We start from the raw sequence: 14,835 nt of genomic DNA on the forward strand, positions 1-14,835 counted from the left end.
TTTTCCCTAGGCGCGTGCGAAACGGGGCCACCGGCCGCAGCTCGCGGCCGCCCGGCTTACCCACGATGCGTATTTTCCCGCTCAGTGGAGCAGGCGGGGGAACCCTGCGTTTGCGGGGGGCTCGGTCGCCGGATTGCCCGCATCGGTCTCCACCAGGCGGACGACCGCCAGGGACAGGTTGTCGCCCTCGCCGCCAGCGCGCTCGCGGGCCCGCGAGATCAGCGTCTGGCAGGCATCCCGCGCGTTCTGGGTGGCGAGCACGGCCCCCAGTTCGGCGTTGTCGAAATACGCCCAGATGCCGTCCGAGCAGAGCAGGAAGCTGTCGCCGCCGGCCAGCGGCGCGACGCCGCCCAGATCGACGCGCGGCTCGCGCTCGGCGCCCAGGCAGGACAGCAGCACGTTCCGGTGCGGGTGGTTGAGGGCATCGGCTTCGCTCAGCCGGCCCTTGCGCTGCAGTTCGCCGACCAGGGAGTGATCGGGGCTGCGATAGACGAGGCGGTCGCCACGGAAATGATAGAAGCGCGAATCGCCGCAATGCACCCAGTCGGCGCGATTCTTCTGCAGCATGAACACCACCGCGGTACTGTGCGGATCCTGCTCGCTGGTGAACCGGGTCAGCTTGATGACCACGTGGCTCTCCTGGACGATGCCGGCGAGCAGGCGCTCGGGGGTCTCTTCCTTGGGCGCGAAGGACTCGAAGTTCTGCTTGGCCTTGAGGAGCACCTGCTCGGCCGCCATGGCGCCGCCGGTGTGCCCGCCCATGCCGTCCGCGAGCACGGCCATGAGCATGCCGGGCATCGCCGGGTGGCCGAAGATCGCCACCTGGTCCTGTTGTTCTTCGCGATCGCCCTTGTGCCGGGCTGCGCAGGTTTCTACTTTGATCGCCATGATTCGATTCGGGGTGTTACGGGGTCGGAAAATCTCGCAAAGCCGCGCTGGGCGCCATTCGCGGCGGAGGCGCTATCGTAGCGACATTGCGCCGTCGGCGCGAAAATGGGGACGGCGGCGGGCACCAACGGCACCTGCGGCGGGACAGCCGGTTGCGGCGCGACGCGCAGGAAACGATCGGGCCGCTCAGGCGAATTCATCACTCACCCGGTCGCGCAGGTCGTCGCAGTATTCATCGAGCCCCTCGGCATAGATGCCCAGTTCCTCCATCACGTCCTCGCGGATGAGCAGCCATTCCGGCCAGGTCATGCGGTGCTCGAGCACGAACAGGTAGGTGGCCAGTTGCAGGATCGCCACCATGCTGCGCGCCGGATGCCTGTCGATCAGATGCAGATCGTGGTGATGCCGGATCGCGTCGATGACGAAGGCCGGCAGCCCCCAGTGGCGCGCCACCAGGGAGCCGACCACGCAGTGGTCGAGGTCGAGGCGACGATCTTCCTCGCGCACGCTCACCCATTGCGCCGAGGCCGCCGCGCCGGCGGCCAGCTCGCAGTAGTCCGGATAGCGCTGCATCAACAGCGGAATGCCGCAGTCGTGGAAGATACCGGCCAGAAAGGCCTGGTCCGGGAAGATGTTGCACACCGCGACCCGGTCCGCGGCAATGGCCGAAGCGTAGAGCGCCACATGGCCGGAACGGGCCCAGAAGCGCTGCATGGTTGCCGCATCGCCCGCGACCGCCTGCATGAGCGCAAAGCAGCGCGCCACGTTGAGCGACTGCTTGGTGCCCAGCAACTGCAGCACCTGCTCCAGGCTCTGGGGCGGTGCCGAGCGCCCGTAGCGCGACATGCGTGCCACCTTGAACAGCATCGCGACCAGGCCGGCGTCCGAGGCCATCTCGCGCGCCATGGAGCGGGTGTCGGCCTCGCCGGCGAGCACCATTTCCTCGATCCGCAGCAACAGATCGGGCCGTGGCGGCAGACGCAGCCCCGGGGCCAACGCGGCTTCGAGCAGCGCATCGCAGCCGTCGGACAGGGTCGGATTCGGGGCATTCATGCGCGTAGTTATCGGCCCGGCAGGCGCCGACTTGAGACCGGGTTCGCCCTCCGACCGGCGCCGCGCCGAAGCTACCCGTTCAAGCGCCGGTCGATCAGCTCGATCCAGTGCACCACGGGGGTGTCGGTGCCGGCCGCCAGATGGGAGATGCAGCCGACATTGGCCGAGGCGATCTGGCCGGCACCGCCCGACGCCAACGCCGCCAGCTTGTTCTCGCGCAACCGGTTCGACAGCGCCGGCTGCAGCAGGGAGTACGTCCCCGCCGAACCGCAGCACAGGTGGGCGTCCGGCACCGGCGTGAGCACGAAGCCGGCCGCCATCAGCACCGACTCCACCCGGGTCTTGAGACGCAGGCCGTGCTGGAGCGTACACGGCGCGTGAAAGGCGAGCGGCTCGGGGCGCGCGCGCGCCGGCAGGCAGCGCTTGAGCGCATCGATGCGGTCGGCCAGCACCTCGCCGATGTCCTGCGTCAGCGCCGCCACGCGGGCGGCCTTGTCGGCATAGGCCGGATCGCCGGCCAGCAGGTGGCCGTAGTCCTTCACCTGCACGCCGCACGCCGAGGCGGTCATGACCAGGGCCTCGACCTCGCCGCGCTCGATGAGCGGCCACCAGGCGTCGATATTGCGTCGCGCGTCCGCCCGGCTGCCGCCGTGGTCGCTCAGGTGATGACGCACCGCGCCGCAGCATCCCGCGCCCGGCGCCTCGATCAGGGAAATGCCCAGGGCGTCGAGCACGCGCGCGGTGGCGGCATTGACCGAAGGCATCATCGCCGGCTGGGCGCAACCGGCCAGTGCCAGCATGCGCCGCGCATGACGCGGCGCCGGCCAGGCCCCGGCCGGACGCAGCGGCGGCACCTTGTCCTTGAGCGTAGCGGGCAGCAGGGGGCGCACCATCCGCCCCGCCTTCATGGCCAGCCCGAACACGCCGGGGCGCGACACCAGCTCGCGCAGCGCCCAGCGTACGGTGCGCGCACCCGCCGGACGCCGTACCCGCTGATCGACCAGCACCCGCCCCAGATCCACCAGGCGGCCGTAGGCCACGCCCGAGGGGCAGGTGGTCTCGCAGGCGCGGCAGGTCAGGCAGCGATCGAGGTGTTGCTGGGTCTTCGCCGTGACCGGCGCGCCTTCGAGCATCTGCTTGATCAGATAGATGCGTCCGCGCGGCCCGTCGAGCTCGTCGCCCAGCAACTGATAGGTCGGACAGGTGGCGGTGCAGAAGCCGCAATGCACGCACTTGCGCAGGATCGCGTCGGCCTCGCGCCCCACCTCGGTGTCCTTGATGAATTCGGCCAGTCGTGTCTGCATGGTTCAGCGTCCGTCGTAGAGCCGGCCCGGGCCGAAGATGCCGGCCGGATCGAATGCGTGCTTGAGGCGGGCCTGGAGGGTGTCCATGACCGGGTCGAGGGGGTGGAACACACCGGCGGCACGGTCGCCGCCGCGAAACAGGGTGGCATGGCCGCCCAGCGCCCGGATCTGCTCGCGCACCTGCCCGGCGCGCTCCTCGCAGCGGAACCAGCGCTGCGCGCCGCCCCATTCGATGAGGCGGGCGCCGCCGAGCCCGAGCGGCGGGGTCACCGAGGGCAGCGACAAGCGCCACAGGGGTGCCTCAGCGGCAAAAAAGTCGTGCCGCTGCTCCCGAAGCCCGCGCCAGAACGCTTCCGCCGCAGCCGGCTCGAGCCGGTCGCCGCCAAGCTGACGGGCCGCGGCGGCCACCGCGGCCTCCGCCCCGGACAGGCGCACCCAGGCCTGCCCGTCGCACCATGCGGTAGCCGACACCGGCAGGGGCTCGCCAGCCCACTCGTTGAAGATCTCGATGGCGGAGGCCCCTTCCATCTCGAACTGCAGGGTGATCTCGGCCGCGGGCCGCGGCAGCACCTTGAAGGACACCTCGGTGATCAGCGCCAGGGTGCCGAGGGAGCCGGCCATGAGCCGCGACACGTCGTAGCCGGCGACGTTCTTCATCACCTCGCCGCCGAAATGCAACGCCTCGCCACGCCCGTCGATGACGCGCACCCCGAGCACGAAGTCGCGTACCGCGCCCGCCGTGGCGCGCCGGGGCCCCGACAGTCCGGCCGCCACGCAGCCCCCCACGGTGGCCCCTTCGCCGAAGTGCGGAGGTTCGAAACCGAGCATCTGTCCCTGCTCGGCCAGCACCCGCTCCAGCTCGGCCAGCGGCGTGCCCGCTCGCGCCGTCACCACCAGCTCGGTGGGCTCATAGCTGACGACGCCGGCGTGCGCGCGCGTATCGAGCACCTCGCCCGCCAGATGCTGCCCGTAGAAATCCTTGGTGCCGCCACCGCGGATGCGGATCGGCTGGCCACTCGCGGCGGCCTCGCGCACCCGCGCGCACCACGCCTCGATCTGATCGCTCATGTGTTGTCCTTGTCCTGCGGCCGCCGCCGCCCCGGCAATGCGCGCAACGCCAGCCACGCCCCGATCAGGGAGAGCACCGGCACCGCGACGAAGAGAAACTGCACCCAGCCCCGGTGCATCAGAAGCGCTCCAGCTCCGGATGCGCCAGCTGGCCCTGATGCACATGCATGTGGCCGAACTCGGCGCAGCGATTCAGGGTCGGAATGGCCTTGCCCGGGTTGAGCAGGCCCTTCGGATCGAAGGCTGCCTTGACGCGGAAGAAAGTGGCGCGCTCGGCCTCGTTGAACTGCACGCACATCTGGTTGATCTTCTCCACCCCGACCCCGTGCTCGCCGGTCACCGTGCCGCCCAGGGCCACCGACAGCTCCAGGATCTCGCTGCCGAAGTGCTCCGCACGTTCCAGCTCGCCGGGCACGTTGGCATCGAAGAGGATGAGTGGATGCAGGTTGCCGTCACCGGCATGGAACACGTTCATGCAGCGCAGGCCGTACCGGGTCTCCATGTCCGCGATCGCCTGAAGCATCTCGCCCAGGCGTTTGCGCGGGATGGTGCCGTCCATGCAGTAGTAGTCGGCCGAAATCCGCCCCGCCGCCGGGAAGGCCGCCTTGCGCCCGGCCCAGAACACCAGCCGCTCGCCCTCGTCGCGCGAGACCCGGATCTCGGTGGCGCCGCTGGCCTCCAGCACCTGACGCACGCGCGCCACCTCCTCGGCCACCTCCTCGGGGGTGCCGTCCGACTCGCACAGCAGGATCGCCTTGGCGTCGAGCGGATAGCCGGCATGGACGAATTCCTCCACCGCGGCCGTCGCCGGCTGGTCCATCATCTCGAGCCCGGCCGGGATGATGCCGGCGGCGATCACCGCCGCCACCGCATCGCCCGCCTTGATCACGTCGTCGAAGGCGGCCAGCACGCATTGGGCCAACAGCGGTTTGGGCGTGAGTTTGACGGTGATCTCGGTGATGACCGCCAGCATGCCTTCCGAGCCATGCAGCAGCGCCAGCACGTCGTAGCCCGGCGCATCCAGGCCGAGGCCGCCGAACTCGACGATGTCGCCCTCGATGGTCACCGCACGCACGCGCAGGACGTTGTGCACCGTGAGCCCGTACTTGAGGCAATGCACCCCGCCCGCGTTCTCGGCCACGTTGCCGCCGATGGAACAGGCGATCTGGGAGGACGGATCGGGCGCGTAGTAAAGCCCGTGGACGGCGGCTGCCTCGGAGATGGCGAGGTTGCGCACGCCGGGCTGGACCGTGGCGGTGCGCGAGCGCGGATCGACCGTGACGATGCGATTGAACCGCGCCAGCGACAGCAGCACGCCATGGGCGTGGGGCAAGGCGCCACCGGACAGGCCGGTACCCGAACCGCGCGCCACCACCGGCACCCCCATGGTCTGGCAGATGCGCAGCACCTCGACGACCTGCGCCTCGGTATCCGGCAACGCCACCGCCAGCGGCACCTGCCGGTAGATGGACAGGCCGTCGCACTCGTAGGGACGCAGATCCTCCTCCTCGTGCATCAGCCCGTGTGCCGGCAGCACCGCCGCCAGCGCCGCCAGTACGGCCGCGCGATCCACCGCCGAGAAGTCGGCATCGCGCGCCGCGTTGGCGGGCACGTCGGTCATCGTCGTCATTGCTCCCCCTCCCATTCGGGCACCATCCGTGGTGCCTCGTCCCAATCACTTGCATCCACACCCAGGCGCGCCGCCGCATGAACCAGATGGGCGCGGGCCGCGGCCCGCGCCGCACTGACATCCTGCGCCAGGATGGCGTCGAACAGCTGGTGATGCTCCCGCTGCGAATCGCGCGCCCAGCCCTGGGCATGGCCCCGCGCATCCCAGGTGGGCACGCGCGAGGCGAAGAACTGTCCGCCCATGAAGCGGATGAAGCGCCCCACGGCCGGGTTGCCGGTCGCCGCGGCCACCGCGGTGTGGAAGGCGTCGTCGGCTTCGGTGCCGTCCTCGCCACGGGCCAGCGCGTCGTCCATACCCCCGAGCGCCTCGCGCAGCGCCGCCAGATCGGCCGCCGTGCGCCGGCGCGCGGCCATCGCCGCCGCCGCCGTCTCGACGATGTAGCGCAGCTCGAAAACATGGTCGAGGGCTTCGCCCGCTGCCCCCGCCCCCGAGGCCGCGAGCCGGAACGTGGCCGCCCCCGGGCGCGCCGCCACGAAGGCACCGGCGCCCTGCCGGGTGGTGATCAAGCCCTCCGCCTTGAGCCGGGACACGGCCTCGCGCACCACCGCGCGTGAGACGCCGAACTCGCTCGCCAGGGTCTTTTCCGTCGGCAGGCGACCTCCGGGCGCGAGGCGGCCGTCGCGGATCCACTGCTCGATGGACTGCGACACGGTCTCGCTCAGATGAGAAGGACGCACCAAGGGCGCCATTGGCGTCATATGAATTGATCAGGTTGTCTGACAACTTTGATGCAAAGTGTAGCGACCCGCCACCAAAATGCAAGTGGCACGGCGGCACGCCTCGCAACGCCGGCGTGCGCCCCGTCAGCAGACGCGGTTTGCTAACATGCGGCGACATCCCAAGAGCCGCCATGAACGACCATCGCCCCGTATTGCCGCGACTGCTCCCCTTCCTGCGCTGGCCGGCGGTGTGGGCGCAACAGGGCCTGCGTGGCGACCTGATCGCCGGCATCAGCGTGGCGCTGGTGATGGTGCCGCAATCGCTCGCCTACGCCCAGCTGGCGGGCTTCCCGCCCCAATACGGCCTGTACGCGGCCATGCTGCCGGCCATCGTCGCCGCCCTGTTCGGCTCCTGCGCCTTCCTGTCGACCGGCGCCGTCGCCCTCACCGGCATGCTCACCGCCGCCAGCCTGTCGCCACTGGCGCCGGGTGGATCGCCTGCCTTCATCGCCCTCGGCGTCACCCTGGCCCTGGTCGCCGGCCTCATCCAGCTACTGCTCGGCCTGCTGCGCCAGGGCTGGGTACTGAACCTGTTCTCGCGGCCCGTATTTTCCGGCTTCACCAACGCCGCCACGCTGCTGATCTGTTTCTCCCAGTTGCCGATCCTGATCGGCGCCCCGGGACAACGCTCGAGCCACCTCGCGGACGAGTTCATGCGCATCGCCAACACGCTGATGCACCCCCATCTCCCCACCCTGGGTTTCGGCCTCGCGACCCTGGCGGCCCTGCTGCTGCTCCGGCGCTTCGCGCCGCGCCTGCCCGGCGTGCTGATCGTCGTGGTGGCGGCGCTTGCCGCCTCGGACATGCTTGGTTTCGCGGCGACCGGCGGTGCCGTGGTCGGCCACGTTCCACGCGCCCTGCCCCACCTCGGCTGGCCGCCCCTGCCCGACTGGGACACGCTGGGCAACCTGCTGCCCGTCGCGTTCGTCGTCGCCCTGGTGAGCTTTCTCGAGGCCGCCGCGAGCGCCAAGCGCCTGTCGGATCAAGCCGGCGCGCACTGGGATGAAAACCAGGAGCTGATCGGGCAGGGCCTGGGAAAACTGGCCGCCGCGCTGTCGGGCACGCTGCCGACCAGCGCCTCGTTCTCACGCTCGGCCCTGAATTTCAGCACCGGCGCCCGCACCGGACTGTCCCAACTCATCACCGCCGGCCTCGTCGTCGCCGCCACCGTCAGCCTCGCCCACCAGCTGTACGCGCTGCCCAAGGCAGTCCTTGCCGCGATCATCCTGCACGCGGTCGGCAATCTGTTCGACCGGCGCGCCATGGCCCGCGCCTGGCACGTGGACCGGGACGACGGCGTGGCCGCGTGGGTCACTTTCGCGGCCACGCTGGTGTTCGCCCCCAACATCCAGAACGGCATCCTCACCGGACTGCTGCTGTCGCTCTCGCTGTTGATCTGGCGCAGCATGAAGCCGCGCATCGCCCTGCTCGGTCTGCACGAGGACGGCACCTATCGCGACCTGGAACGCTTCGATCTCGCCCACCCCCATCCGCGCATGACCATTCTCCGCTTCGACGGCGCCCTGCATTTCGTCAACGCCGTACGGTTCACCGAAGCAGTCGACTGGGCGCGCCGGGCCCAGCCCGAGGTGGCGATCGTGCTGCTCTCCGGCGCGGGCATCAACGCCATCGACAGCACCGGGCTCGACGCCCTGGCACAGGTGACCCAACGCATGCACGACGCCGGCCAGACCCTGGCCATCTGCGGCCTGAAGAAACAGGTCGTCGATGTGCTCGAACGCGACGCGCTCTGGCGGCAGCTGGCACCCCATGCCGCCTACCGCCACGAACAAGCCGCCATCGAGGCGCTGCGTCCTCTCCTGAACCCGGAAAAAACCTTTGACAACACGAACTTGCACCCATAGAATTTCGTGTTTCGCGTTTTTCCGATTAACTGGAGCACATTCCATGTATGCGGTCATAAAAACCGGTGGCAAGCAGTATCGCGTGTCGGCCGGCCAAAAGATCAAGGTAGAACAGATGCCGGCAGACGTGGGCTCGGAAATCACCCTCGACCAGGTTCTCATGGTCGGGGAAGGCGAGTCGGTCAAGATCGGCACGCCGGTGGTTGACGGTGCCACGGTGAAAGCCACGGTGCTTTCGCAAGGTCGTCACGACAAGGTCAAGATTTTCAAGATGCGCCGTCGCAAGCACTACATCAAGCATCAGGGCCATCGTCAGAACTACACCGAACTTCGCATCGAGGCGATTTCGGCCTAACCGGACAGGAGATACGTCATGGCACACAAAAAAGCCGGCGGTAGTTCCCGCAACGGTCGCGAATCAGAATCAAAACGCCTGGGCGTCAAGCGCTACGGTGGTCAGCTGGTTCCGGCAGGCAACATCCTCATCCGCCAGCGTGGTACCGAGTATCACCCGGGTGAGAACGTGGGCATCGGCAAGGACCACACCCTGTTCGCGCTGAAAGACGGCACGGTTCAGTTTTCCGTGCGCGGCAAGAACAAGCGCCGTACCGTGTCCATCGTGCCGGTGACCGAGTAACGCTCGGTCGCTCGCAGGACACGACAGAGCCCTATCCCGGTGATAGGGCTTTTTTTATTGTTGGGGCAGCATCATGAAATTCTTTGACGAAGCACGCATCGAAGTGGTCGCCGGCGACGGCGGCAACGGCGCGGCCTCGTTCCGCCGCGAAAAATTCATTCCGAAAGGCGGCCCCGACGGCGGAGACGGCGGTCGCGGCGGTAGCGTCTGGGTGGTGGCCGACAACAACATCAACACCCTGATCGACTTCCGCTTCAAGCGCATCTTCCGCGCCCAACGCGGCGAGAACGGCATGGGCAAGGACCGCTACGGCAAGGGCGGCAGCGACATCACGCTGCGCATGCCGGTAGGCACGGTCATCACCGACCAGGAGACCGGCGAACGCATCGCCGACCTGGACGAGCACGGCAAACGCGTCCTGCTGGCCAAAGGCGGCGACGGCGGCTGGGGCAACCTGCACTTCAAGTCGTCCACCAATCGCACCCCGCGCCAGCGTACCCTCGGCAGGCCGGGCGAACACCATTACCTGCAGCTCGAACTCAAGGTACTGGCCGACGTGGGTCTGCTGGGCATGCCCAACGCCGGCAAGTCCACGCTGATTCGCGCCATCTCCGCGGCCAAACCCAAGGTGGCGGACTATCCGTTCACCACCCTCCAGCCCAATCTGGGCGTGGTGCGCACCGACGAGAACCGCAGCTTCGTGGTCGCCGACATCCCCGGCCTGATCGAAGGGGCCGCCGAAGGCGCCGGCCTGGGCCACCGCTTCCTCAAGCACCTGGCGCGCACGCACCTGCTGCTGCACCTGGTCGACATCGCGCCGTTCGATGAAGGCGTCGACCCGGTGCATGAGGCCAGGGCCATCGTCGACGAACTGCGCCGCTACGACGAAGCCCTGTTCGAAAAGCCGCGCTGGCTGGTCCTCAACAAGCTCGACCTGGTCCCCGAAGACGAACGGCAGGCCCGCATCGAGGCCTTTCTCGACGCATACGGCGCCATCGACCGGCACTTCGTCATCAGCGCCATGAGCGGCGACGGTTGTCGCGATCTGGTCGGCGCCATCCAGACGCACATCGACGCCCACCGCCCGCAAGCCGAGAACATCGACACCAGCGACGGTCCGGACGAATACGACCCGCTCGCCCCATGAGAGACAAGATCCGCAACGCCACCCGGCTGGTGGTCAAGGTCGGCAGCGCCCTGGTGACCAACAACGGCGCCGGCCTCGACCACGGGGCCCTGGCCGACTGGGCACGACAGATCGCACAGCTGCAGCAACAGGGCCGCCAGATCGCGCTGGTCTCTTCCGGTGCTATCGCCGCCGGCATGCAGCGCCTCGGCTGGCGCACCCGGCCGCACGAAATGCACAAGCTGCAGGCAGCGGCGGCGGTCGGCCAGATGGGGCTCGCCCAGGCCTACGAAGACGCGTTTTCGCGCCACGGACTGCACACCGCCCAGATCCTCCTGACCCATGACGATCTGGCCGATCGCAAACGCTACCTGAACGCGCGCTCGACCATCACCACCCTGCTCAAATACGGCGTCGTCCCGATCATCAACGAGAACGACACGGTGGTCACCGACGAGATCAAGTTCGGCGACAACGACACCCTCGGCGCACTGGTCGCCAATCTGATCGAAGCCGAAGCGCTCATCATCCTGACGGATCAGGACGGCCTGTTCACCGCCGACCCGCGCAAGGACCCGGACGCCACGCTCATCAGCGAAGGGCAGGCCGAAGATCCGGTCTATCGCTCCATGGCCGGGGGTGCGGGCAGCGGCATCAGCAAGGGCGGCATGCTCACCAAGATCCTCGCCGCCCAGCGCGCCGCCCGCAGCGGCGCGCACACCATGATCGTGGGCGGTCGCCACGCCGACGCCCTGGCCCGCGCTGCGGGAGGCGAACCCATCGGCACCCTCCTGCACGCCTCGAGCACGCCACTGCAGGCGCGCAAACAATGGCTTGCCGATCATCTCAAGGTCGCAGGCACGTTCGTGATCGACGCCGGCGCCGCCAAGGCCCTGCGCGCCGGCAAGAGCCTCCTGCCGGTCGGTATCGTCGAGGTCGAGGGCGATTTCGAACGCGGCGCGGCCGTCGCCTGTCGCGACGACGAGACCGGCGTCATCCTGGCGCGCGGGCTGAGCAGCTACTCGAGCGCAGAAGCGCGACGCCTGAAGCGCAAACCCAGCCGGGAAGTCGAGGCCACACTCGGTTACGTCGCCGAAACCGAGGCTATCCATCGGGACAATCTCATCCTGCTCTAACCCCGAAGGCCACATCCAAGATGTCAGCAGGTCAACAAAAAAACAGCCCCGAAGGGCTGTTTTTTTTGGGCTGGATCCGATCAGGCCTTGCGGCGACGGGAAGCAGCCAGACCGAGAAGACCGAGGCCGAGGATCGACAGGGTCGCCGGCTCCGGCACGCGGTTGATCGTCGCCGGGTCGTTACTGGCGAAGATGAACGGAGAGGCACCGTTCCCGAGCAGCACGTTGCTGGAGTTGTACTCGATCTCCGACGTTGCCACGAACTGCGTGCAGTTGACCGCCGGGTTGGCGATCTCGGCCGGCGAGCAGATCTGGCTGGCGGACACGCCACCGACGAGGCTCTCGTTCAGGTCGTTGATGAGGTTGAGCGTACCGCCGTTGTAGGCAGCGCCCAGCAGCATCAGGTTCAGACCGAGGTAGCTCTCGGTGGTGGTCGCGGTACCCGGCGCGGTCTGATCGTCAATCGCGTAGGCGAAGCCACCGTTGTTGCCGGCCGCGATGCCGAGGCTGGCCCAGAGGGTGCCGTCGGTCGCCAGGTTGATGATGTCCATGACGCTACCGCTCGTGGTCTGCGTGAAGGCCGTTGCGCCGCCATCCACGTAGAAGCGGAACATCTCACCAGCAGCCAGGATGCCGAACGGATCGGAAGCCACGGTACCGAAGGTGATCTGGGCGGCTGCCGAACCGGCAGCGCTCAGCCCCGTCACTTCCTGGGCAAAGTAGCCCTGGAACTGATCGGTGCCGGACTGATACCAGGAGCTGCCGTCCGCGTGATCGATGTTCTGAACGCGCAGGACACCGGCGAACACGTCACCGACCATCACGTTACCGGCGATGGTCGGGTCGACCAGCTGGTAGCCAGCCGGGGCGTCTGCGTTTGCCAGACAGCCGCCAGCGGCCGCGCACTGTGCGTCGGTCCGGTACTGGTTTTCGAGGTTGTTGTAATAGATGCTGTTGCTACCGGCTTCGATCACCGGCGCGGCAAAGGCAGAGCCAACCACCAGGCTTGCGGCTGCCGCGATCATCGCATGTTTGACTTGTTTCACAATTCTTCTCCGGTCGGTTAGGAGGCTGTGCCGTTGTTGGCTGGCTCTCTATAAGCACGTGGCATGCCAGCATTGAACACAATACGTATGACTTTGTTTTTACAAGGCTTTTTCAACGATCGGCGAGCATGCCTCGGTGCCGCGGATCGGTGGTGTAAATTCTGCCGACACCGCCGCGCCGTACGCTTCACCGTGCGATCAATCGCCAGAAACGCTCCACCGCCGCACGATCTCCGGTCACTTCGGCGGCATAGGCCATCTGCTGCCGCTGACAGTCGTCCCGACCGTCGAAAAATTCACGAAACTGACTGGCATAACACATCATCGCGTCAACCTTGATGTCAGCACGATGGTCAAGAATGTCGACATCCGGCGCCAGTCGCCAACGGTCGGCAAAACACGGGTCGCGCCGGTGCTGCCCGAGCAGCCGATAGAAATAGACGCCGGTTACCGGTACCGCGGCCAGGCGCACGGGCCACGGTTCGAGGTGTTTCATGATCGCGGTGCTGGCGTAGCTGCGCATGGCATCCCACGCCGTACGCAGGCGTCCCGGCAGCGGCACGGCCGCTTCGTCCTCCGGCGACAAGTCCGCGAGGCGAGCGGCGGCAGCACGGTCGACGTAACAGTAGGGGGCATCCTCATACAAGCGCAGGCGAGGATCGCCCCACCAAGCCTCACCCAGGAAGAAGGTGAGCAGGTGATCCACATGCCAGCCGATGGCCAACGGCACGTAGATCTCGTCGAAATCGACACCCTCCAGACGCGTCAGCACCTTCCGGCGCAAGGCCTCGAGAAAGGCCCCGGTGTCCTCGCCGACGGGCGGCCGGAACACGTTGGAGATGGCGCGATACGCCTCGCGCCGGCACGAGGCATCCACCTTGTGCAGGTTTTCCGACTCGAATCCCAGCAAGCGCGCCGCCCGGCTTTCCTCCTCGTAGCGCTCCGGACCGAGGACGACGGCCCGCGACTTGATCTGTTCCGGGAACTCCGTAAACAGGTTGAGCACCAGCACCGGCCCTTCCGTCACCAGCGACGCGATACGCCCGCCGCAGGAGAAGACCGCGTCATCCAGATGGGGGGAGAGAATGACCGCGCGGTATTTCATTCGAAAACTCCGGAGGCTGCGCCGGTCGGGCGCCCGCGCTGTCGGCAGACGTCGAGGTAGAGCTCAAGCAGCTCGCCGACGATGGCCGCGGGGGTGTAGTGCGCAGCGCGCTCCCGTCCCGCCGCGCCCATCTGCAGGCGCCCGGTGTCGTCCTGGGCGAAGGCGATCATGCGCTCGGCCAGGTCGGACGGATCCGCCGGGTCGACGATCTGGCCGGTCACACCCGGTTCGACCATCTCCCGCGCCGCCGCGATGGCCCGGGTCACGATCACCGGTTTGCTGAACCACATGGCCTCGAGCACCACCAGCGGCTGCGCCTCCTCGACCGACGGCAGCACGAACAGATCGCAGCTGCGGTAGCGCGTCGCCAGCATGGCCGGATCGAGGAAGCCGAGGAAATCCACCTGGTCGCGGATACCGAGCTCGCCGGCCAACGCCTCCAGCGACGGCCCGGTCGGCCCGCGCCCCGCAATCCACAGGCGCGCGTCGGGCACCGCCTCGCGCAGCCGGCGGAACGCCCGCAGCAGCAGTCCGATATTCTTTTCCGGCCCGAGGCGACCGGCGTAGAGGACGACGAATGCGCCATTGCGTTGTGCCGGCGACACCGCCGCCGGGTCACCGAAGCCGACCGGGTTGCTGATGTGCCGGAGCGGTACGGTCACGCCATCGGCACGCAGGCGCTCGCTCAGACTCGACGAAGGCACGATCACCACGTCGCAGCGATTGCTGTAGGCCACCATCTGCGCGCGAATAATGCCGCGCATGGGGCGCATCACGAGCGGCTGGGTCAGGACTTCGGCGCTGAAATGGTGGGTCGACACCTGGGGCAGCCCGAGTCGCGCCGCCACCGCCAGAACCCGCTTCATCATCAGGCTGGCGTAATGGTGATGGACCAGGTCGACGCCTTCCTCGGTCAGGATGTCGCGGATGCGCCGCTTCGAGGGCAGCCCCTGGTAAAAGCCGAAGACCCGCACGGACGGCACCCGATGGATCCGGACCCCTTCCCAGTCTTCGATCTCCGGCTGCCCGGCACGCCGGGTGGTGACGAGCACGACCCGATGGCCACGGGCGACCATCTCCCGTGCAATGAGCTGGATGTGGGTCCCGACCCCGGTCATCGCCGGAATGGCGTCGTCGGACACCAGGCACACAGTCAGCGGGCTGGAGGGGGGCATCTCGGTGGTCACGCGCAACTCCT

Annotated in this window: 15 protein-coding genes; 5 read left to right on the forward strand and 10 right to left on the reverse strand. The window is 67.9% G+C overall.

Annotation, left to right across the window (positions count from 1 at the left end):
* Positions 1-81: 81 nt before the first annotated feature.
* The 7 genes from G3580_RS14440 to G3580_RS14465 all read right to left on the reverse strand — a co-directional run bounded on the left by G3580_RS14440 (position 82) and on the right by G3580_RS14465 (position 6,653).
* On the reverse strand, positions 82-888 hold the full coding sequence (locus G3580_RS14440) for a PP2C family protein-serine/threonine phosphatase (RefSeq protein ID WP_173766640.1): 807 nt from the start codon (positions 886-888) through the stop codon (positions 82-84).
* A 186-nt stretch (positions 889-1,074) separates the two neighbouring features.
* Positions 1,075-1,941: an HDOD domain-containing protein gene (locus G3580_RS14445; protein WP_173766642.1), complete on the reverse strand. Its 867-nt coding sequence runs from the start codon at positions 1,939-1,941 to the stop codon at positions 1,075-1,077.
* 71 nt (positions 1,942-2,012) lie between these two features.
* Positions 2,013-3,245, reverse strand: a complete 1,233-nt coding sequence (gene glcF / locus G3580_RS14450) for a glycolate oxidase subunit GlcF (RefSeq protein ID WP_173766644.1) — start codon at positions 3,243-3,245, stop codon at positions 2,013-2,015.
* Positions 3,246-3,248: 3 nt separating this feature from the next.
* On the reverse strand, positions 3,249-4,313 hold the full coding sequence (gene glcE / locus G3580_RS14455) for a glycolate oxidase subunit GlcE (protein ID WP_173766646.1): 1,065 nt from the start codon (positions 4,311-4,313) through the stop codon (positions 3,249-3,251).
* Positions 4,310-4,432: a hypothetical protein gene (locus tag G3580_RS20280; protein WP_267313313.1), complete on the reverse strand. Its 123-nt coding sequence runs from the start codon at positions 4,430-4,432 to the stop codon at positions 4,310-4,312. The genes glcE and G3580_RS20280 overlap by 4 nt, the downstream gene beginning before the upstream one ends.
* Positions 4,432-5,943 (reverse strand): FAD-linked oxidase C-terminal domain-containing protein, encoded by a 1,512-nt coding sequence (locus G3580_RS14460; protein ID WP_323847981.1) that lies wholly within the window; start codon positions 5,941-5,943, stop codon positions 4,432-4,434. Before G3580_RS14460 ends, G3580_RS20280 begins: the two co-directional genes overlap by 1 nt.
* Positions 5,940-6,653: a FadR/GntR family transcriptional regulator gene (locus tag G3580_RS14465; protein WP_267313314.1), complete on the reverse strand. Its 714-nt coding sequence runs from the start codon at positions 6,651-6,653 to the stop codon at positions 5,940-5,942. The genes G3580_RS14460 and G3580_RS14465 overlap by 4 nt, the downstream gene beginning before the upstream one ends.
* A gap of 200 nt (positions 6,654-6,853) precedes the next feature.
* Here G3580_RS14465 and G3580_RS14470 point away from each other — a divergent pair, with 200 nt between their 5' ends.
* From G3580_RS14470 to proB, 5 genes are all read left to right on the forward strand, one after another.
* Entirely contained in the window at positions 6,854-8,587 is a 1,734-nt protein-coding gene (locus G3580_RS14470; RefSeq protein ID WP_173766650.1) for a SulP family inorganic anion transporter, read from the forward strand.
* A 43-nt stretch (positions 8,588-8,630) separates the two neighbouring features.
* Positions 8,631-8,942 (forward strand): 50S ribosomal protein L21, encoded by a 312-nt coding sequence (rplU, locus tag G3580_RS14475; protein ID WP_173766652.1) that lies wholly within the window; start codon positions 8,631-8,633, stop codon positions 8,940-8,942.
* Between the two features lie 18 nt (positions 8,943-8,960).
* Complete coding sequence (gene rpmA, locus G3580_RS14480; protein WP_173766654.1) at positions 8,961-9,224, forward strand: 50S ribosomal protein L27; 264 nt, start codon at positions 8,961-8,963, stop codon at positions 9,222-9,224.
* Positions 9,225-9,297: 73 nt separating this feature from the next.
* Entirely contained in the window at positions 9,298-10,371 is a 1,074-nt protein-coding gene (gene cgtA / locus G3580_RS14485; RefSeq protein WP_173766656.1) for an Obg family GTPase CgtA, read from the forward strand.
* Positions 10,368-11,486 (forward strand): glutamate 5-kinase, encoded by a 1,119-nt coding sequence (gene proB / locus G3580_RS14490; RefSeq protein ID WP_173766658.1) that lies wholly within the window; start codon positions 10,368-10,370, stop codon positions 11,484-11,486. The genes cgtA and proB overlap by 4 nt, the downstream gene beginning before the upstream one ends.
* An 80-nt stretch (positions 11,487-11,566) precedes the next feature.
* Here proB and G3580_RS14495 read toward each other — a convergent pair whose 3' ends face one another.
* The 3 genes from G3580_RS14495 to G3580_RS14505 form a co-directional block, all read right to left on the reverse strand.
* On the reverse strand, positions 11,567-12,532 hold the full coding sequence (locus G3580_RS14495) for a PEP-CTERM sorting domain-containing protein (RefSeq protein ID WP_173766661.1): 966 nt from the start codon (positions 12,530-12,532) through the stop codon (positions 11,567-11,569).
* 187 nt (positions 12,533-12,719) lie between these two features.
* Positions 12,720-13,637, reverse strand: coding sequence for a PIG-L deacetylase family protein (locus G3580_RS14500; RefSeq protein WP_173766664.1), 918 nt, complete (start codon positions 13,635-13,637; stop codon positions 12,720-12,722).
* Positions 13,634-14,824, reverse strand: a complete 1,191-nt coding sequence (locus G3580_RS14505) for a glycosyltransferase (RefSeq protein ID WP_173766666.1) — start codon at positions 14,822-14,824, stop codon at positions 13,634-13,636. The genes G3580_RS14500 and G3580_RS14505 overlap by 4 nt, the downstream gene beginning before the upstream one ends.
* Positions 14,825-14,835 lie beyond the last annotated feature (11 nt).

The sequence above is a fragment of the Nitrogeniibacter mangrovi genome, from assembly GCF_010983895.1.
In the GTDB taxonomy this organism is placed as follows: Bacteria; Pseudomonadota; Gammaproteobacteria; order Burkholderiales; family Rhodocyclaceae; genus Nitrogeniibacter; species Nitrogeniibacter mangrovi.